Source organism: Weissella sp. MSCH1 (assembly GCF_045799135.1).
Classification (GTDB): domain Bacteria; phylum Bacillota; class Bacilli; order Lactobacillales; family Lactobacillaceae; genus Weissella.
This window is the reverse complement of record NZ_JBJMBA010000038.1, coordinates 98,992-118,639: the sequence shown is the minus strand read 5'-3', so window position 1 is coordinate 118,639 and position 19,648 is coordinate 98,992. Positions and strand designations below refer to the sequence as shown.

At 43.7% G+C, this 19,648-nt stretch carries 20 protein-coding genes, 7 tRNA genes and 1 pseudogene; 2 read left to right on the top strand and 26 right to left on the bottom strand.

All coding sequences use genetic code 11. The features are described 5' to 3' along the window. The 13 genes and pseudogenes from ACJ28U_RS05560 to ACJ28U_RS05500 all read right to left on the bottom strand — a co-directional run. Window positions 1–300 (bottom strand): annotated as a pseudogene (locus ACJ28U_RS05560) (bifunctional acetaldehyde-CoA/alcohol dehydrogenase); the annotation flags it as partial. Between the two features lie 413 nt (window positions 301–713). Further along, window positions 714–1,130, bottom strand: a complete 417-nt coding sequence (ndk, locus tag ACJ28U_RS05555) for a nucleoside-diphosphate kinase (protein WP_010369270.1) — start codon at window positions 1,128–1,130, stop codon at window positions 714–716. Window positions 1,131–1,200: 70 nt separating this feature from the next. Beyond that, entirely contained in the window at window positions 1,201–2,649 is a 1,449-nt protein-coding gene (gene cls, locus ACJ28U_RS05550) for a cardiolipin synthase (RefSeq protein WP_407618645.1), read from the bottom strand. A 153-nt stretch (window positions 2,650–2,802) separates the two neighbouring features. Next, the gene (locus ACJ28U_RS05545; RefSeq protein WP_099087734.1) at window positions 2,803–3,675 is read right to left on the bottom strand and encodes a LysR family transcriptional regulator; all 873 of its coding nucleotides are present in this window, start codon (window positions 3,673–3,675) and stop codon (window positions 2,803–2,805) included. 138 nt (window positions 3,676–3,813) lie between these two features. Beyond that, entirely contained in the window at window positions 3,814–5,040 is a 1,227-nt protein-coding gene (locus tag ACJ28U_RS05540; protein ID WP_010369262.1) for a phosphoglycerate kinase, read from the bottom strand. Window positions 5,041–5,162: 122 nt separating this feature from the next. Next, window positions 5,163–6,173: a type I glyceraldehyde-3-phosphate dehydrogenase gene (gene gap, locus ACJ28U_RS05535; RefSeq protein WP_010369259.1), complete on the bottom strand. Its 1,011-nt coding sequence runs from the start codon at window positions 6,171–6,173 to the stop codon at window positions 5,163–5,165. Between the two features lie 274 nt (window positions 6,174–6,447). Beyond that, window positions 6,448–7,158 (bottom strand): hypothetical protein, encoded by a 711-nt coding sequence (locus ACJ28U_RS05530; protein WP_099087735.1) that lies wholly within the window; start codon window positions 7,156–7,158, stop codon window positions 6,448–6,450. A 142-nt stretch (window positions 7,159–7,300) separates the two neighbouring features. Then, window positions 7,301–7,513, bottom strand: coding sequence for a hypothetical protein (locus ACJ28U_RS05525; protein ID WP_099087736.1), 213 nt, complete (start codon window positions 7,511–7,513; stop codon window positions 7,301–7,303). A gap of 139 nt (window positions 7,514–7,652) precedes the next feature. Continuing rightward, entirely contained in the window at window positions 7,653–7,832 is a 180-nt protein-coding gene (locus tag ACJ28U_RS05520; protein WP_010368877.1) for a hypothetical protein, read from the bottom strand. 41 nt (window positions 7,833–7,873) lie between these two features. Next, entirely contained in the window at window positions 7,874–8,332 is a 459-nt protein-coding gene (locus ACJ28U_RS05515; RefSeq protein WP_407618644.1) for a hypothetical protein, read from the bottom strand. Next, on the bottom strand, window positions 8,322–8,705 hold the full coding sequence (locus ACJ28U_RS05510) for a helix-turn-helix domain-containing protein (RefSeq protein WP_010368871.1): 384 nt from the start codon (window positions 8,703–8,705) through the stop codon (window positions 8,322–8,324). Before ACJ28U_RS05510 ends, ACJ28U_RS05515 begins: the two co-directional genes overlap by 11 nt. A 254-nt stretch (window positions 8,706–8,959) precedes the next feature. Further along, a tRNA-Arg gene (locus ACJ28U_RS05505) sits at window positions 8,960–9,031 on the bottom strand. Between the two features lie 42 nt (window positions 9,032–9,073). Continuing rightward, window positions 9,074–9,925, bottom strand: a complete 852-nt coding sequence (locus ACJ28U_RS05500; RefSeq protein WP_407618643.1) for a DNA/RNA non-specific endonuclease — start codon at window positions 9,923–9,925, stop codon at window positions 9,074–9,076. Between the two features lie 178 nt (window positions 9,926–10,103). Here ACJ28U_RS05500 and ACJ28U_RS05495 point away from each other — a divergent pair, with 178 nt between their 5' ends. Then, the gene (locus tag ACJ28U_RS05495) at window positions 10,104–10,496 is read left to right on the top strand and encodes a hypothetical protein (RefSeq protein ID WP_043709687.1); all 393 of its coding nucleotides are present in this window, start codon (window positions 10,104–10,106) and stop codon (window positions 10,494–10,496) included. Window positions 10,497–10,555: 59 nt separating this feature from the next. Here the strand turns inward: ACJ28U_RS05495 and ACJ28U_RS05490 are convergent, their stop codons facing one another. The 5 genes from ACJ28U_RS05490 to ACJ28U_RS05470 form a co-directional block, all read right to left on the bottom strand. Further along, the gene (locus ACJ28U_RS05490) at window positions 10,556–11,221 is read right to left on the bottom strand and encodes a histidine phosphatase family protein (protein ID WP_407618642.1); all 666 of its coding nucleotides are present in this window, start codon (window positions 11,219–11,221) and stop codon (window positions 10,556–10,558) included. A 30-nt stretch (window positions 11,222–11,251) separates the two neighbouring features. Beyond that, window positions 11,252–11,596: a DUF956 family protein gene (locus ACJ28U_RS05485; RefSeq protein WP_099087740.1), complete on the bottom strand. Its 345-nt coding sequence runs from the start codon at window positions 11,594–11,596 to the stop codon at window positions 11,252–11,254. A gap of 121 nt (window positions 11,597–11,717) precedes the next feature. After that, on the bottom strand, window positions 11,718–12,665 hold the full coding sequence (locus ACJ28U_RS05480) for a PTS system mannose/fructose/sorbose family transporter subunit IID (protein WP_099087741.1): 948 nt from the start codon (window positions 12,663–12,665) through the stop codon (window positions 11,718–11,720). A gap of 19 nt (window positions 12,666–12,684) precedes the next feature. After that, a complete protein-coding gene (locus ACJ28U_RS05475) occupies window positions 12,685–13,497 on the bottom strand; it encodes a PTS mannose/fructose/sorbose transporter subunit IIC (protein WP_099087742.1) in 813 nt (270 codons plus the stop codon). A gap of 51 nt (window positions 13,498–13,548) precedes the next feature. Next, window positions 13,549–14,529, bottom strand: a complete 981-nt coding sequence (locus ACJ28U_RS05470; RefSeq protein WP_407618641.1) for a mannose/fructose/sorbose PTS transporter subunit IIB — start codon at window positions 14,527–14,529, stop codon at window positions 13,549–13,551. Window positions 14,530–14,821: 292 nt separating this feature from the next. Between ACJ28U_RS05470 and ACJ28U_RS05465 the strand changes: the two genes are divergently transcribed. Continuing rightward, complete coding sequence (locus tag ACJ28U_RS05465; protein ID WP_407618640.1) at window positions 14,822–17,623, top strand: YfhO family protein; 2,802 nt, start codon at window positions 14,822–14,824, stop codon at window positions 17,621–17,623. An 88-nt stretch (window positions 17,624–17,711) separates the two neighbouring features. Here the strand turns inward: ACJ28U_RS05465 and ACJ28U_RS05460 are convergent, their stop codons facing one another. The 8 genes from ACJ28U_RS05460 to ACJ28U_RS05425 form a co-directional block, all read right to left on the bottom strand. After that, on the bottom strand, window positions 17,712–18,665 hold the full coding sequence (locus tag ACJ28U_RS05460; RefSeq protein WP_099087745.1) for an ADP-ribosylglycohydrolase family protein: 954 nt from the start codon (window positions 18,663–18,665) through the stop codon (window positions 17,712–17,714). A 9-nt stretch (window positions 18,666–18,674) separates the two neighbouring features. Further along, on the bottom strand, window positions 18,675–18,977 hold the full coding sequence (locus ACJ28U_RS05455; protein ID WP_099087746.1) for a hypothetical protein: 303 nt from the start codon (window positions 18,975–18,977) through the stop codon (window positions 18,675–18,677). 97 nt (window positions 18,978–19,074) lie between these two features. Beyond that, a tRNA-Pro gene (locus ACJ28U_RS05450) sits at window positions 19,075–19,148 on the bottom strand. Between the two features lie 52 nt (window positions 19,149–19,200). Next, window positions 19,201–19,284: transfer RNA gene (locus tag ACJ28U_RS05445), tRNA-Leu, on the bottom strand. Between the two features lie 22 nt (window positions 19,285–19,306). After that, window positions 19,307–19,379, bottom strand: a tRNA-His gene (locus ACJ28U_RS05440). Window positions 19,380–19,381: 2 nt separating this feature from the next. Further along, window positions 19,382–19,455 (bottom strand) — tRNA-Trp (locus ACJ28U_RS05435). Window positions 19,456–19,481: 26 nt separating this feature from the next. Further along, window positions 19,482–19,555 (bottom strand) — tRNA-Asp (locus ACJ28U_RS05430). A gap of 2 nt (window positions 19,556–19,557) precedes the next feature. Further along, a tRNA-Val gene (locus ACJ28U_RS05425) sits at window positions 19,558–19,630 on the bottom strand. Window positions 19,631–19,648: the final 18 nt, after the last annotated feature.

Here is a 19,648-nt window from a genome sequence, read left to right as displayed (position 1 = left end):
GTCGTTCTTGATGGCGTTGTAAACAGATTCTGAGGCGAAGCGATTCTTCGTGTCCTTGTCTTCGACAACCCCACGACCAGTTTCATCGTGCGCTTCGTGGGCCAACAACAATGAGTTTTCTGAACCAGCCAAAGCCATTGCAGCGACGATCTTATCAACTTGCGCTTGCGTGTACGTTGAGAATTCCTTCAAAGCGATTTCAGACTTGTCGACCAACTCTGACGTCATCTTCTTGGCAGCTTCGAAACGTGCTGCCTTCTCTTCTGCCGTTAAAACTTTCTTCTTAGGTGCATCAGCCATGATTTTTACCTCTAAATAATCTTTCAAATTTCTGTTTGCTCATTTATTAACATAATTAGTATATCATTTCACAAAGAGTTGTCAACACCATTTGGCAAAATTCATTATCCTTACCAAACATGCGTTAATACCAACCTTTCGAACTGATTTTTTCTACACGTGAATAATATCACATAAGGCAAATTAAGCGCAACCCTTTTATGTAAATTCGTGAAAAAATGGGCAAACAAGCTATTTCTTGAATGCGTTTTCATATTTTTAAGTAAGGGAAACTAGCCTTTGTGAATTAATAAACATTATGCCGTTATCAACCACCCCACATCCTAACAGGTCAACAGGTATAAAGTTTGAAGAACACAAAAAACGGTCAGGACATTGTTGTCCCAACCGCTTAAAAGTTACTCTATTTGAATCTAGCTAAACCAAACGCCAATTTCATGTTCTGCATTGGCGACACTATCTGAACTATGCACAATATTACGAACTGCACCATCTTCCCAATCACGACCATAGTCACCACGAATCGTTCCCGGCGCCGCTTCACTTGGATTCGTCACACCAGCCATAACTCGGAAATTCTTAACAATGTTAGTGCCGGTAACAATCATTGCCACCAATGGGCCACTCGTCATATAGTCAACAATTTCTGGAAAATATGGTGCATCAACCTTATCTGCGTAGTGTTCACGCAATTGCGCTTCAGTGGCTGTCACCATTCGCATATCCGTGATTCGGTAGCCTTTTCGCTCTAACCGAGAAAACACTTCCCCCATCAAACCACGTGCCACGCCGTCCGGTTTGATCAATACTAATGTACGCTCTTCAGACATAATTTAGTTCCCCTCATCGTGTTATGTCGTCATTGTAACGCGCTTACCACCCCATTGCAAGCGGTTTCAATTATAAGATTGGTGCCAACAAACGTGAGAACATTTGCTTGAAACGTAACCAGAGCGATTGTTCACTAAAGTATTGCCGAGTTAATTTCGTTGCGTGTTTCAAATCTTGGGCGAAGATATCATTCATTTGCCGAGCCACATCACGACTATACATAAAAGCATTTACTTCAAAATTCAACGCGAAAGATCGGATATCCATGTTCGCACTACCGACTGAAACCACCTTATCATCAATCACGAGGGTCTTTGCGTGTAAGAAGCCGTTGTCATACGTATACACTTCGGCCCCTGCCTTCACCATCTGGTGTGCGTAATACTGGGTCGCCCGGTAAACAAACGCATGATCGGGCATCCCTGGAATCATGATTCGCACTTTAACGCCAGACCGAGCTGCAACCGAAAGCACATCCATAATCGCCTGATTCGGAATAAAGTACGGCGACTGAATGGTGATGCTTTCCTGTGCAATCGCCAGCATATGTAGGTAGCCCTGATAAATTTGCTTGGCATCTGATTCAGGTCCCGATGAGACAATTTGCATCGCAACGCCACCTGCTACTGTGGTATCAGGAAAATAATCTTCTGAAAATTGCAATTTTTCAGTCACCGTTGTCGCGTTCCAATCCATAAAGAAACGACTCTGCATGGCTAACACTGCATCCCCTTCAACACGCAAATGAGTATCACGCCAATGGCCAAATTTTGGCTTTCGTCCCAAGTATTGGTCCCCGACATTAAATCCACCAATGTAGCCAATATTACCATCAATGATAACTAACTTACGGTGATCATGGTTATTCACTCGAAGTGAAAACATTTGCCATCGTGCCATCAGGAAGGCCTCAACTTGGCCACCCGCATCGCGTAACCGTTGGTACATCTTGTTATGACGGCCGCCAGATCCCCATGCGTCGAAGATAACTCGAACACGAACCCCTTCTAGTGCCTTTTTAGTCAGCAAATCAACTAGCTCATTACCAATTTGGTCATCATAAATTGTGTAATATTCAATATTAATGTGATGCGTCGCGTTTTCAATATCCGTAAATAAACGCGCGAATTTTTCATGCCCATCAGTAAAGATTTCGACATCGTTTTCATTTGTAAAAATTGCTTGTTCGTTATTTAAAAATAGCCGAACAAAAGTCTGCTCTTCACGGTACTCGTTATCTTCAAGCCGCTTCATTTCCTGTTTCTGCTTTTTCGCTATCCGGTCAATCCCCATGACTCGTTGCGTCCGAATATCAAAGATGCGTTTATCTGATAACTTCCGCCCAAAGAAGAAATAAAACGCAAATCCAAACACCGGAAATAGTAGCAAAACCAGCATCCAAGCCCATACTGTGGTGATATCCCGTGTTTTATCGCGGAACACCGTTACAATCGCTCCCAGCGTATTTAACACAAGTAAGATAACGACCGCAATATTTAACCAATGCTCAATTACCATGCCCACACTCCTGTCTTGAATTTAAGTAATCCTATTGTATCAAATGTCGCCCCGTCAGTTTGCCCAATAACCGTCCACTTAGGAAATAATTACGTTACAAAAAAACGCCCTACAATCACAAGTTTCTTGGATCGTGAAGAGCGCTTGTCTGTTTTATTTCTGAATAAATTCCCAAAAGAGTTTTGCCGCTTCTGTATGGCGGACATTCGCCTTACGAATAAATGACATTTCGCTTGCATCACTAATATCAATATGACGCTTAACGATTGTGCCATTCGGTGGCAAATCAATACTCTTTTCCATCATGATTGAGACGCCCATCCCACTGGCTACCATATTCATAATAATATCAATACGTTGCCCTTCATAAGCGACATGCGGTACAAAGCCGGCTTTTTTCGCCAAGCTCATCACATGATCATAAATTAATGTTTCACGTCCCAGTAACAAAAAGTCTTCGTTCTGCAAATCACTTAGATTAACAACCTCGTTTTTAGCGAGCGGATGATCTGCAGGCAAGATGCACACAAACGAATCCTCCTCGGTTACAACGGTTTCGTAATCATCGCCAAAATCACCAAAATCACGACCAAATACAATATCGCTCTGCCCATTGCCCAGTGACATAATGACATGGTCCCCGTGAACTTCAGACAAATGAAGCTCTACTTCAGGGTGAGCCTTATGAAAGGCTGTTATCATTTCGAAGCCACGATAATTTGACACCGACGGAATGGCGTGAATATTTAGCACAAAATCAGCCGCATCAGCATGTTGCAGTAGCGTCTGTCGCATCGCCTCATACTCAGACATAATCTTATTGGCATAGATGACTGCGATATCTCCGGCTTCTGTCAACTTAATCATGCGATGACTGCGCTCAAATAACTTAACATCCAATTCTTTCTCTAAAGACAAAATCTGTTTTGAAATGTTTCCTTGTGTCGTAAACAATCGTTCTGCTGTTTCCGTGTAGCTTAATGTTTTCGCTAAATCCAGAAACACTTCAAATTTACGGATATCCATAATAGATCCTCTTAATTATTACTCTTTGGAATAATATACCACATTTTAAGCTATTCGGCGACTGCCCCCACAAAAAAAGAGGTTTAAACGTTACATGTACGTTTAAACCTCTAAATAACTATCTTAGCGACTAAAAGATTAGTCCTTTTCTGAAATAGCTGCGATACCTGGCAAAGTCTTACCTTCCAAGTACTCCAATGAAGCACCACCACCAGTAGAGATGTGGCTCAATTGGTCAGCAACACCAAGTTGTTGAACAGCGGCAGTTGAATCACCACCACCAACGATAGTCGTTGCACCGTTCTCCTTAGTAACCTTAACCAATTCTTCACCGATAGCCAAAGTTCCCTTGGCAAAGTTAGGCATTTCGAACACACCCATAGGTCCGTTCCAAACAACCGTCTTAGCATCTGCCAAAACTGACTTGAACAATTCGATTGACTTAGGACCAGCATCAAGACCCATGTAGCCATCCTTGATACCATCTTCAGCAATGTAAGTATCAGCGTCGTTAGCAAACTTATCAGCAGCTACGGCGTCAACTGGCAAAACCAACTTGTCGCCAGCTTCTTCGATCAATTGCTTAGCCAACGCAACCTTGTCCTCTTCGAACAATGAGTTACCAATAGCCTTACCGTTAGCAGCATCGAACGTAAAGGCCATTCCACCACCAACGATAACCTTGTCAGCCTTCTTCAACAAGTTTTCGATAATCGTAATCTTGTCTGAAACCTTAGCACCACCGATGATAGCCACGAATGGACGCTCTGGGTTTTCAACGGCACCACCCAAGAACTTGATTTCCTTTTCCATCAAGAAGCCTGCAGCAGTTTGCGCAATGTTAGCTGCGATACCTGCGTTTGAAGCGTGGGCACGGTGTGCAGTACCAAACGCATCGTTAACAAAGACATCACCCAATGAAGCCCAGTACTTACCAAGCTCAGGATCGTTCTTTGACTCACGCTTAACTTCTTCACCGTTAACAACGTCTTCGAAACGCGTGTTCTCAAAGATCAAAACTTGACCATCTTCCAATGCAGCTACGGCATCTTCCAATTCCTTACCTTCAGTAGCAGGAACGAAAGTTACAGGTTGACCCAACAAGTCAGCCAAACGTTGTGCAACAGGCTTCATTGACAAGCCCTTCTTGTCATCTTCACTCTTGATACGACCCAAGTGTGAGAACAAGATTGCACGTCCACCTTGCTCCAAAACGTACTTAATAGTTGGCAATGCAGCTACGATACGGTTGTCGTTTGAGACAACAACTTCACCGTTCTCTTCCTTCAAAGGAACGTTAAAGTCTACACGCATCAAAACCTTCTTACCCTTCAACTCCAAGTCTTCAACAGTCAACTTAGCCATGGGAAAAGTCCTTCTTTCTGTGTATATAATTAAATTACTTCAATAAGTCTATTATAACAAAAAACAGGTGGTTTAGTATGCCTAAACCACCTGTTTTTACTCTATCTGCTAGAAACTAGCAATTAGAGAGTTGCCAAGTGCAACAAAGTACGGATCATGTTTGAAGTGAAACCGTATTCGTTGTCGTACCAAGCAGCAGTTTGAACCAATTGCTTATCACCAACAGTGATAACCTTAGTCAAAGTTGGGTCAAACACAGCACCGTGTGTGTCGCCAATGATGTCTGATGACACGATCTCGTCTTCGTTAACACCGAATGAGTCGTTCGTGTACTTCTTAACAGCTTCGTTAACTTCTTCAGCCGTAACAGTCTTTGACAAAACAGTCGTCAACTCAGTAACAGAACCGTCAACAACAGCAACACGTTGTGCGTGACCGTCCAACTTACCAGCAACAGAAGGAACAACCAAACCGATAGCCTTAGCGGCACCAGTTGAGTGAGGAATCGTGTTTGCTGAAGCAGTACGGTTTGAACGGAACTTTGATCCCTTAGGACCGTCCAAGATCATTTGCGTTGAAGTGAAGGCGTGAACCGTCGTCATCAAACCGATCTCGATACCAAATTCCTTGTCCAAGGCGTTTGCCAATGGAGCCAATGATTGCGTCGTGCATGAACCAGCAGATACGATGTGATCGTCTGCAGTCAACGTGTCTTGGTTAACACCGTAGACAACCGTTGGGATGTTTCCAGCTGGAGCTGAAATCAAAACCTTCTTAGCACCTGCATCCAAGTGAGCTTGTGACTTTTCTGCTGAAGTGTAGAATCCAGTAGACTCCAAAACGATTTCAACACCATCGTTTGCAACCCACTTCAAGTCAGCCGCGTTACGCTCAGCGTAAACACGGATCTTCTTACCATCAACGATGATACCGTCTTCGTCAGCTGAAACATCAACTGGCAAAGTACCGTGCGTTGAGTCATACTTCAACAAGTATGCCAACATAGCAGGGTTAGTCAAATCGTTAATTGCAACAACTTCGATGTCGTCCGCAGTATCCTTCAACTCAAGGATGCGACGGAAGGCCAAACGACCAATACGGCCGAAACCGTTGATACCAATCTTAACAGTCATTATTAAGATTCCTCCCAGAAATTCTTTGTAAACGTTTTTACGTTGTTTATTATACGACTTTGCATAAAGTTTCGCAAACAATTGTAACAACGCGCTTTCAACACCGCAACAAACGTTGCCGTTCATTACGAACCGACCCAAATAACCACCTGATGTCACCATCAAATATCTTATTTAATCGATACATCTATTATACGCCTTAAACCTAAAAAAAGCTCAACTTTACATTGTCTCAAATACAAAACGACTAAACCTTCGTTTAGTCGTTTTTGTCTTATTTGACTTTACCTAGTAACCGACGTTTTGTTCGCCGAAATACGGTTGACATCACGCTCGTATGCAACTCAATTAACGTCAACACAACTAATACCGTCACTGTGCCAATAACTGCAAACCACGTTCCCGTCATATCAATCAATGAACGTTCTTCATTCGCTGATAAAGAAATTGAAGAAGCTTTCACAACCTCTTCTTCAGTCAAAGCATCATTAATTAATTGGTAGTCTGCCATATGGATTAAATCTTGCAAAGTAAATGGATCATTCAAGGCCTGAAAGTCGTGCAAATTTGTTTGTAGAATATCTTCCTCGTTCTTCAACTTATCAGCCCAGCCATCCTTGTCATCATTAAAAATTGTTAGCAGCCGCACCTCATGAATCAAAAAAATGTAGTCCGCGACATATTGATAAGCCGACTGTTCTGCGGACAGCAGTCCGTTCTCAGTTTGCGTGAGGTGATCACTCAATTGATGATCCGCTTTCTTTAAGCAGTCAACCACATCAGGCTCTGCTTTAAAGCGATCACGCATCAAATCAATTTCTTCAAGGGCATCAACATATGCCGCAATAATTGTATTTTTATCTGATGTCTTGCTATTTTGCGCAATTGGTAATGTCGTCGAGTCATCCCCATAACCAGTTACCGTACCAAATGCCAGTGTCAACGAGAAACTCGCCGCAATCAATAAAACCAATCGTTTCATCATGGTCTCAACCTTCCCTTTTCTCTTCTTTGATAGGATAGCAAGGGAATACAGGTTATTTTGGGACAATTTGTGATGAAACACTCCTAAATTGTGAACAAAAAAAGCAATCAGTCTCTCTGTACTGATTGCCTATATTAATACCTTATTTTTGTAGAACTAGTCGGTGCGCTTCCTGTTGATTGGCACCGCCTAGACGAGCAAATCCATAACGTACAATCCGGCCCAAACCACGGAAGATAGCCGCCCAACGGCGTGACATCAAGTATTCTACCAGTGACGCCACTGACATCATCCCAATCCAAATGATTACTAAAATTGCAAATACAACAGCTCCTGCAAATACATTAATGGTCATATCCATCCTCCCACTCGGTTAACTTAAACCTAACCCTATTAGTTAATAAAAGTCCTAATCAACATAATCCCTGCTAACTAGGACATTATTTATTATAGGTTAGGTAAAAGTTAATTGCAAGCGTTTTGTTAGGTTTTTCCTAACGATAACTAATGCGATCCATGGGATGTGCTGCATTAAACGCATTAATCAATTCAAGCATGTCTCGCCGAGTAGCTCCCTTTTGGACATACTTCACTGCTTTTTGCTTATCTTTTGCAACTCCTGACACCATTGATTGAAAATGCATGCCATTACGCTGGTTTGATGGTAATGCCATCGATCTACTACCTTCTTTTCTTAAAAAATAATCTATCGTGTTTAACCGGGAATCAAACCACGGCGTCGATAGTACGCTACCGTTTCTTCAGCAAAATCAGCTGGGTAACCTAGATGCTCCGTCAGCATCCACGCAGCAAACGGCTCGTCTTCGTGCAGGTGAGCTACCCGCACTAAGTCTTCTGGTGATGTCATGTACGCAATCACCTCTTCACGGGCGTTCACCTCATTATTATGTGCACGGACAGCGTCATAATCCAAATGATCACCAAGGTCTGAAATCGCATGATGATATTCCTCAACTAAGGTCCGCGCCTTATCAAATGTTGCCAAGGTTTTATCAATAAAAATGTAAGCCTTAGTTCCCTTTAGATATGCCACCCCATCAAGACCGGAATTTTCTTTCAACGGCATCGTATCTAAGACAACGGCTTCTAGGCCATGGGCCACCAAATCTTGCTCGACGCGCATCAACAACTCATCGTAATCGTTACTTCGCATTCCGATCCTCGTAGTCCGCAATTAATCCTTCGATATAAGCTTTTGCCCGGTCAATCACACGATGACGATCTTCATCAGGCAAGCCCGAAATATCCAATCCCCAGTGTGCCGCCATCAAGACCGGCTCGTCAGTTGCTACCGCTGTCGACACCTTATCTGGATCCTCAACTAGGTCTGACTTCGATACCCCAAAGTAATCCGCCATTGCTTCAATTTTATCGATGCGAGGATACGTCTTACCGTTCGACCAATCAGAAATTGTCGCCGTTGATACACCAACGATTTCAGCTAATCGCGCCGCTGTAATTTCTCGTTGCTTTATGAGCCGCTTAATGTTGCGTCCCATTATTGCCTTACCTTCTGATGATGCCATCTTGTTCACCTTTTTCTATGTATTATCATTCGTTATGTTTAAATTTCAAAAACGCTTGTGACCACGTCGCACAAGTATTCTTTTATATATTTATAATAAAGGTAAACTTAACACATTGCAAGGTTTAACCTAACAAATTTATGGCAAAACGGCTGTCTTCATGACGTTATCCATAATTGTGCTACAAAGAAAAAATAAAAACCCTGAAATACCTTTAAACCAAGGCTTTCAGAGCTTTATTTTCGTTATATCAATGAATCTGGGGGGAATCGAACCCTCATCTCCGGAACCGGAATCCGACGTGATATCCATTACACTACAGATCCAACAATATAACTAGTATAGCGACTTTTTATGCCTTACGCAAGTTACTTTGCAAGCTTTCCATAGCCAGTCGCATAATTAATAACAACGCCAGGCTCAACGTTTGGTACAAACACGTTGTATTCCAATGAACCATCTGAAGACTTTGCCTCCATGTGTGAACCTGAAGGTACGAGGTTGTTGCCCTCGTAGATTGGTGTCACGCGGTAACGCACTGTCTTACGATTATCCAACGCCTTTCGCACTAGCGTTTCATAGTAGTTCTGACCAGTATTTTCGTCATTACCATTTGATGACTGGTTCGCCCAGGCAGTTTGTGCGGTAATGTTCTGTGGATTAGCTTCTGACGCATCAAACCCCTTCACACTACCAGCTAAAGCGTACCCAATTGAGTGACCACGATTGTACAACACATGGAAATTACCACCGATCGTCAACTGGTGCCAACCTACTGGATTAATTTGCCGTGAGTTACCCGTTTCATCACGAGAACGATAAATACGGCTCGACTTATTCAACAGCGCGTTAGCTACACCTGCACGACCAAGTGAATCTTGCTTAGCTAACTGTACGTAAGGCGCTGAGGAAACTTTCGCATCGAGCGACGTCTTATTATCATTCAAAACGAATGCACCTGAACCGTTAAATCGAATACTATTGGTAGCAAGTTGTTTCTTGACCGCATCGGTTAAAACTGATGAGGCCAAAGATTCTGCCGGATGTTGATCTTCTGGCGAACCATAATCAACCGACTGATTCACTTTCACACTTGAATTTGCATAATTCGTCTTGCCTTGTTGTGAACCATGATTGTCCTTTAAAACAGTTTGTTGCAACGCAAAAATTCCCAACGCAACAACTACACCTGCGACTGAGGCTTTTCGTTTACGTCCCATATCGACATTCTCCCTACTTAATTGCTAACAAATAGTATAACATGATGCCACATGAACCGCAGAATTTAGCGTTTCCTGGGTGCAACAGTCTTCGATGAAATGGCACATTTTCCTACTCATTTTTCACGACTATTCTGGTATGATTAATGTATTAAATACATCACACGAGGATAATACTATGACTAACAAGTACTTAGTTGCCAAGAATGATTTGCAACACGCCGCTGACTGGCAACCCGAAACGGCTCACTCGGACGTACGCACTGAAGTAGAAGATTCAATTGCCAAGCGCTTGACTGAAATCATGACGACAGTCGCTGATTTTGGTTACGAATCTGCCACTGTTAATTTACACGACTTACAAGACTACGTACGTGAAGATGTCATTGGTCACTACCAATTCTTGTTCCGCAAGAACCCACAATTGCGTGATCAACTCGTTCTAACAAACGAAATGCCACTTTCAGTATTTAACACAATGGCGCAAGCCGCTGTTGCCTCAATTTTAGAAGATTCTGACTACGACTATTCATTCCACACGGATGGCGAAGTCCAAATCTTCTGGCACTAATCGTTCAACACTAATAAAGTCCCGTAGCAATCGTTAATCGAGATTACTACGGGACTTTTTTAAATCGTTTGATTATTGTACATCGAAATGCTGAGTCCTTCAGCCGACAATTGCATTTTCGCAATCGAGCCATTTGCTGGACGTTCATGAACTTGAATCTTGCCTTGCCCATACCTGTCGGCTAAGGAAATAAGCGTATTGCCATGGCTTATCAGCAAAACGTCATCCCCATCCTGCAAGGCCGGATTATCTAAAATCAGCTTGAAACCTGCTTCGACCCGCTGCCAATATTCAGCCGCATTTTCTGCGTCATGCCATGGATCGGCCGCTTTCAACAAATCCTTCGTTTTATCAACACCGTAAGCATCAACAATCGCGGCGTAAGTACTTAACCCAACCGCCGCACCAGCATTTGTCCAGGCTACATCCATATTGCTGCCTTCATAGCTACCATAAAATTCTTCGCGAAAATTCCAAGCCGTTTGCAAACTGATATCTGCCGCCAATTTATTGGATGCCAGAATAATATTTGCTGTATCCATTGCTCGGGTCGTGTCTGAACTATATGCCGCTTTAAACGGTACGTGAGCAAGCCTTTCACCAGCATGGTGCGCATCGGCAATTCCTTCATCAGTTAGTGGCGAATTACCCCAACCTTGTAATTTATTATAGCGGTTAAAATATGTCTTACCATGCCGAACCACCGTTAAATTTAATGTTTTCATCCGACACCTCCTGACATCATTGTAGCGCGTTTATTTGTTGCGTTCCAACACACCTTTACGGCGACGAATTTGATCTGCCTTAAGCTGTTCGCGGAAAATCGTCAGCGCTTGCTTAGCTTTGCCACCAACAAACTCAAAGGTTTGACCTTGTGTCGTCTTGATAAAAAAACCACGGAAGTAATACTTCAAGAAGATTTCCATGCTTACCGTTTCAATGTTTGACCACGGAATTTGAATGTAGCCACCGCCGGCATTAGCCCGAAATTCAATCCCTTGATCACCGTAGAAAATACGTCCTTGCTTGATGTTTACCGGTGACATCATTGCATTCGCATTTCCTTCCAAAAATAGCTTTGTATTCAACGCTTGTACCATAATTCTTTCCCCATTCAATTAATATGTATCTGGCTAGCATGAGCTAACCAGTTAGAAATAAAAATGGCAAGTAACGTCTAACCGCCACTCACCATTTTACCAAACATTATGTCATTCGGTATTAACCCATGATACCTAGCCAGTATGCCAAGATACCAACGGCGAACAAACCGAAGATAATTGTAATAGCTGATACGCGCTTACGTAGCAACCACAATACCAAGAACAACAAAAGCAATGGTGCCAAACCAGGAATCAATTGGTTCAACGTGTCTTGCAACGTTGTAATCTTGTAGGCACCCAAAGTTTGGCCACCCTTAATTTGGTTCACGATTTCAATCAACTTTGACACTGATACGTGTCCGTCGTTGATTTGTGAAGCCAAGCTGCTCATGTCAACACCGGCTCCTTCTTGAACCTTAACCTTTGACACAACCAATGGGAAGTTCATCGTCGTCCAACGAGGAACCAGCACACCCATGATAAACATACCAAGGATTGATGCACCCATCGTAATCTTTTGCATGGCCCCACCGGCCAAGTTTTGTGTGATATTTGTACCTTGCTTGTAACCAAGATCCTGTGTGTACCACAAGAATCCCATACGCAAAATGTTCCAAACTACGAAGAAGATAATTGGTCCTAAGATTGACCCACCTTGGGCCATACCTGCTGCGAAGGCTCCCAAAACTGGTCGAACAGTTCCCCACCAGATTGGGTCACCAACACCGGCCAAAGGTCCCATCATACCAACCTTAACACCTTGAATTGTTTCATCGTCGATGTCAGCACCGTTAGCACGTTGCTCTTCTAAGGCCAACTCAACACCCAAAATTGGTGATGCCACGTATGGGTGTGTGTTGAAGAATTCCAAGTGACGCTTCAAAGCAGCGGCACGATCTTCTTTTGATGAGTACAACTTCTTGATTGCTGGAATCATGGCGAATGCCCAACCAACGTTTTGCATACGCTCATAGTTCCATGAACCTTGCAAGAAGAATGAACGCCACCAAGTTGCACGAAGTTCTTTTTGAGTCAAGTGAACTTCATTCTTTACTACTTCATCCATGATGTTATTCCCCCTGCTCCTAGTAGTTGTTCAAAATGGCATCGACTGGGTCGCCACCACTTCCACCAGCTGAACCACCACCGTTTGATCCGCCGCCGTTACCACCGTTAAACTTTGGTGACAATTGTAGGTAAATCAAGGCAAGTACCAAACCAATGATCCCCATAGCGATCAAGTTCAACTCTGTAACGGCTGAAAGGGCAAATCCCAAGAAGAAGAATGGCCACAATTCAGCAGTTGCCATCATGTTAATAACCATGGCATAACCAACAACCACGATAAATCCTCCGGCAACAGCCAATCCCTTAGTAATCACTTCAGGAATAGCATTCAAAGCGGCGTTAACAGGGCCAGCACCAACGGCCATAACAATTACCGTTGGGATAGCGATACGCAATCCTTGGAAGACCAAAGCCAACCAGTGAACACGTTCAACTCCTGCAACATTACCCTTTTCAGCTTCACGGTCAGCGACGTGTGCCAAGGCAACCGTGATTGTACGAACACCAATCGTCAAGATTTGTCCAGCGACGGCCAAAGGAATTGCAATAGCCATACCAGTCTTAACATCAACTTGTGCAGGTCCAGTTACCAAGTAAGCTGAAACAACTGATGCCAAAGCGGCATCGGGTGCGATAGCGGCTCCGATGTTCATCCATCCCAAAGCCAACATTTGCAACGTTCCACCAAGGATTACACCTTCCATAAGGTGGCCAGTTGCCAATCCAATCAACGTTGCTGCGACCAGTGGTTGGTGGAATTGGAACTCATCCAAAATACCTTCAACACCGGCCAAGAATGCGATTAGAATTACGAAAAACGCTGAAATCATGCGTTCATCCTCCCAAATAATTTCTTAGCAATAAAGTAACATGAAATATAATTATGACTTCTTCATCAAGTCGAAGATGTCCTTGCTTTGGTCGCTTGGCACCTTTCGAACATCGAAAGAAATGCCTTGATCACGCAAGTATTCAAGTGTCTTCACATCCGCATCATCAACCGCAACCGCGTTTGTGACCATGCGCTTTCCCTCTGAGTGAGACATTGAACCGATGTTAACCTTGTCCAACTTAACGCCACCTTCCACTGCTTTCGCAACATCTTGTGGTGTTTCAAACAAAAGGATGGCCTTTACTGCCGCAAAACGTGGGTCATCCCACACGTCAATCAACTTTTGCATTGGGACAACACTAACTTTGACACCAACTGGTGCTGCTTGCACCAACAACGTCTTACGCAATTCATCCTTTGCCACACCGTCTGATACAACAATAATGCGGTTTGGTTGAACTGACTTGGTCCACGCCGTTGCCACTTGACCGTGCAACAAACGTGAATCGATACGTGCCAAGCGAACATCGATTGTGCGCTCACCACTGTGCTTAACCTCGTTAATGTCACCAACTGGTGCTGCGACCGGCGCGTCTTCAGCTGCTACTTGTGTATCAGCCGCCACCGTTTCCGCTGCTTCAGGCAATGACTTAACTCCGTCGCGGGCAACTGGAATCAAGTAATGTGCGATTTCAGCTGCAGTTTCCATTGTGAATCGAGCCCCATAAGCTTCAATCAACATTGGCAAGTTCAAACCTGTAATAATGGCCATTTGATCTTCATGCAACGCTTGAATACGTGATGCTGCGTTGAATGGTGATCCACCCCACAAATCAACCAAGAACAACACTTGACTGTTTGGTTCAAATGTTGCTAATGCATCCTCAAACTTCTTCATCAAGTCTTCTGGACCTTCGTTGGGCATAAACGTAACGACTTGTACGTTTTCTTGCTCCCCGAAGATCATTTGACCTGACTGACGAATGCCGGCTGCAAACTCTCCGTGACTAGCAATAATGAAATTTACCATAATTGCCACGCTCCTTAATTTATTAATCCCTTAGGTACAAAACAAATTGTACAGTACATTCCGGAATATGTAAACGCTTTCAGTGAAATATGTTTGCATTTTATGATTATTCCGATAAAACTGGATGTTTTTATCCTATCGTCAGTATTTGTGTAATCTATGAATTTTTTGCTTTATTACACTAACAATGTGATTATACCGCCTTTTTAGCCCTCTTTTCGTCGGGGTTTAAATGTTCATAGTCCCTTGAATGTTATAATATTATGACTTCTTTAAGGGGGATTAACCTACCATGCCAACGTTAAAACGCTACTGGAAAAATATATATCTTCTATATAGCATACTATTTTTATTGGTCGCTGCCGCTATTTTCGTGCCCTATTTTGTAACGGGAACCTCATTAATCTGGCAAAGTGACGGCATTGCCCAGCATTTTCCCGCCTTGGTTGATTGGCGTGTCACTTTACGCCAACTTCTATTTGACCATATTTGGCCGGCCCAGTGGCAGTGGCGACTTGGCCTCGGCGCTGATTATTTACAAACTTTTTCTTATTACACTTTGGGCGATATTTTTACGTATGGCGTAGCCTTCGTCAGTCAAGATCACGTCTTGGCTTACTACAATTTCAGCATTATCGTTCGTCTTTTTCTGGCTGGCCTCAGCTTTTTATTTGTCGCCCGTCGATTTGTACCGCGAGCTCCACGTTGGTCCGTGATCCCCGCAACGTTTTCATATATCTTTTTTGGTTACACGGCATTTGCCGCATTTGAACACCCATTCTTTTTGAACCCGTTAATTATCTTTCCACTCCTTATTTGGTCACTCAACCGGTTATTAGTAACCCATAAAACCTTTTTGTTCACTATCATCGTGGCTTGGACACTGTGGAATAACTTTTATTTTGCCTTCATGATGGCACTGGGCGCACTTGTATTCTGGCTTGGCTACCTGTATGTAACCAGGAACTGGTTTAATTGGACGCAACATTTACGTTTATTGCTAGCAACAGGCATTGGAACTTTGACCCCAATGGTGCTTTTACTTCCAAGCCTCATTAGTGTCCTGGATTCAGCCCGCAGTGGTAAAACACTAGCCAATGGGCTCATGCTGTACCCGGCTTATTATTATTTTGGGCTCCCTGGCAACTTAATCGCTAACTTTGCGACACCCGATTTTTGGGTGACAGGCGGTTTTAGCGCCTTAGCCGTTTTTGCAGTCATCTATGCGTTGCGCCATTGGCATGAATATAAGACGTTTAACTGGGTATTCATTTTAGCCGGCGTTGGATTGCTCCTTCCTGCCTTTGCTGGTATATTAAATGGCTTTTCATCGCCATCAAATCGGTGGTTATTCATGATTTCGTTACCTGTTAACTTAATGATGATTCACTTTTTGCAGCACTTGCGTCGTTTGACACTGCGCGACTATACCTGGTTCGCCATCGTTGGTGTCATCGCCAGTTTATCGCTATTTATCATGAGTGATTTTAGTCTCAACTCGCGCTTTAGTCCGATGATTGCGCTGTACGCGATTAGCCTGCTGTTAATCTGGTCTTTGCAACATCATCCTACCCAGCCTGGCTTAAAGGCACTGCTGATCGCTGTCGTGCTGCTAAACGTCACGTTTATTACAAATCGTAATCATACCAATAATACGAATCCGGCGACCTCTGACATGCTTAGTGATCAGAGCGTTAACAAACTACTACATGGTCAGCGTGACTACTTGCCCGAAAATGTTACTGACCCCTCTTTTAGTCGGGTTTACATCGACAATCAATTAGGCAACGCAACTGGGATTGCCCCAACCACGAACTTGCCTATCCTCAGTCAGACTAATAACATTGAAAGTTACTGGTCTGTCCAAAATAAGGCGGTCAATACCATGATGCACCGCTTGCAAATCGCTGGTAGTAGCCCTAACGACATCACTAGTAATTTGGATAATCGCAACATTCTCATGAATGTTTTAGGCGTCAAAACACGCTATCAAAACAGCTCGACTTTGACCCCAAATTCGTACGAACAAAATGCCAATGTGATCGTTAATCATCAGACTGCATTCACATCGTCAGACAGTTATCCGCTTCTCTATTTACCGAAGTATACTGTGGCTGCCAAAGACTACGGCCCAATGACTGCCACTGAAAAAGAGGCCACTCTCGCAGATAGCGTGGTTGTGCCAGGCATGCGAGCTGGTCAATCTTCCGCCTTTGCCAAACAAATCGTCTCTGGCGTAATCCGAACTGATCAAACCAAATCTGGGCAAACGAGTTTGCATTACCACTATAAGACGCACGCGTCTCTATTACCTGATGGCATTTTCTTAATGGCCAACAAACAGCTACGTGGTACCGAGCTACATCTGGAGATTAGTAACCTACGTTATACCCCCGCTACGTTTGGTCAGCGCCAGCAAAATGCTCTGGCGGCGTATCAGTATTCAGCAACCCAAAACGCCCGCAACATGCAGAGTAGCCCTAATGTCCGCTATAATTCCAAAGCATTTACGTGGAACTGGACACAGCATCATTTGGATACAATCGGTACGGAGTACGCTGGCTACAAACTAACAGCCAATTATAATGATCATGACGTCTCATTCAGTCAGACCGGCCAGACGAATTTGTCATTCTACAATCCTCAGACCGCGGTAACGTTGAATTTGGGGCAAGCAACCGATTATAAAAACGAACAATTTATCCCGTTAACTTTTAGTCGTGACGGTGACTACTCATTTGATGTGCGGATTGTTGGGATACCAACTGATAAACGCTTTAGTCGGGTTGCCCGTGAAATCCAAAGAACAGCCCCTAAATTGCGTTTTAAGCGCAATCAAGTACTCACCACAATTCGTGTGCAGTCACCACGTCTGTTAGCGACAACAATTCCATATTCAACTGGTTGGTCGGCGAATGGCCGCCACCTTGTGAAGATCAATGATGGTTTCATCGGTATACCACTGAAAGCCGGACAAAATCGCCTTGTTCTCACTTATCAAACACCTGGGCTAACCATAGGACTTTGGCTGAGTTTGCTGGGAGGTGTGCTCAGCAGTATTGCCCTTGTTTTGAGACTAATCAAACGTAAATAGCGCATCGTCAATTCTAAAAAAGACGCCAACAGAGATGATTTTTAACATCCTGCTGGCGTCTTTTTATGACGTATTTATTTAGACTTCATTAAGCAAATTTACCTGACTCATCTGCCAAGATCAGTTCGCGTTCAATTTTATCTTTAGCACCTAACGCATCAAACCATGCTTCTGGGAATTCATCGTAGGCAAAACTGGCAATCACACCGACTAAGGCGGCAATTGTATCAGTATCCTCGCCCAATCCCGCTGCCATCATAACAGCTTCTTGATAACTTGTCGTGTGTAATAACGTCCACAACACGGCTTTTAACGTATCCACGACATAACCGGTACTTGGTACTTCAGTACGCGACCACCGCTTAATAGTCGCTATCACATCCTGTACAGATTGGCTATCGGTTACAGCTAACCAACCCAAATCTTCAGTTTCTAAAGTTGCCGTTTCCATTGCGGTGCGATTTGAACGCCGAATAGCCATCTCTAACGCCCGTTCAATGTTTTTCACTCTTGGCATCATCCGCAAAAGATACACAAAAAAACGAGACGCCAATCGTGCACGCCTATGTCCGTGTGTCAAACCAGTTAGCTGATCGATAACATCCTCTAACGTCAAGTCAGCTGTAAAATCATAAAAGGCAACTGGCCAAATCCGCATTAATGCGCCGTTACCATTGTTCATTTCGTCATCAGCCTTAAAAGGGGCCACTTCATGTGTCTCCTTGTATGTTAAGATAGCCTCGCGTGTGCCAATGCCAACATCAAACACATCTTGATACGGTGTGAATGCAGCATCATCCAGATAAGACACAAAGTTATCCATAACGTTAGCTAATTCATATGGTTCAAAAAGTGCATTAATAGTTGCCAGTGTTAAACTTGTATCGTCACTCCAGGTACCCGCCGGTTGAAAATGGGTTTGATACCCAACCATCTCTGACTTAACCTCGTACGTATCACGAGTCTTAAATTCATACGGCACACCAAACGCGTCACCCATCGCGAAACCATAGAGTGCTCGCCGTAACATAATTGCTGCCATGCTGCCCTCCTAGATACCTTCCAACGCAAACCAGTCCGCAATCGATAGCCATTCTTGGGTTGATTTAGCTAAGATTGTATAACCAGTTATGTCATACAAGGTCTTACGATCTCCCTTAAGCGGTGACCAATAAGTATCATCAGCGCGGCGAATGACATCCCAGTACGTATAGGTCTCTTCTTGACCATCTTCGTCCTTTACTTGAAACCCGTCGGCCAAGTTAAAGCTCTTTTCACCAACTTGAGGTCCACCAACACCTAAATCAACGAGTAATTGCTGATAGGATTCATTTGTAATTGGTTCATTTGCCATGTCACAATACCTCTTTTTCAAAAGTCTAATAGCATTATTCTAACACTTGTCTGATAAAAAAAGACCCAGGAACAAATATTCCTGAGTCTTTTTACAATCGGGACGACAGGATTCGAACCTGCGACCCCCTGGTCCCAAACCAGGTGCTCTACCAAGCTGAGCTACGTCCCGATATTCTCTTATTCAAAATAAAAAGCCCGTTACCGGACGTTTCATTTTGAAATGCCGTCGGTGGGGGTCGAACCCACACTCCCTTGCGGGAACTGGATTTTGAGTCCAGCGCGTCTGCCTATTCCGCCACAACGGCATTTTATTAAACATTACGTCAGGGCGGTAGATGGGAATCGAACCCACGCATGTCGGTACCACAAACCGATGTGTTAACCACTTCACCACTACCGCCATGGCAGGGGTAGAGGGAATCGAACCCCCACCAACGGTTTTGGAGACCGTCGTTCTACCGTTAAACTATACCCCTAAAATGAGACGTAATATTTAATTATACGGTCACAACGGGATTCGAACCCGTGATCTTTCGCGTGACAGGCGAACGTCCTAACCAACTAGACCATGCGACCAATGGACGTTACAGGGATCGAACCTGTGACCCCCTGCTTGTAAGGCAGGTGCTCTCCCAGCTGAGCTAAACGTCCATGATATTTGTTTCGTGC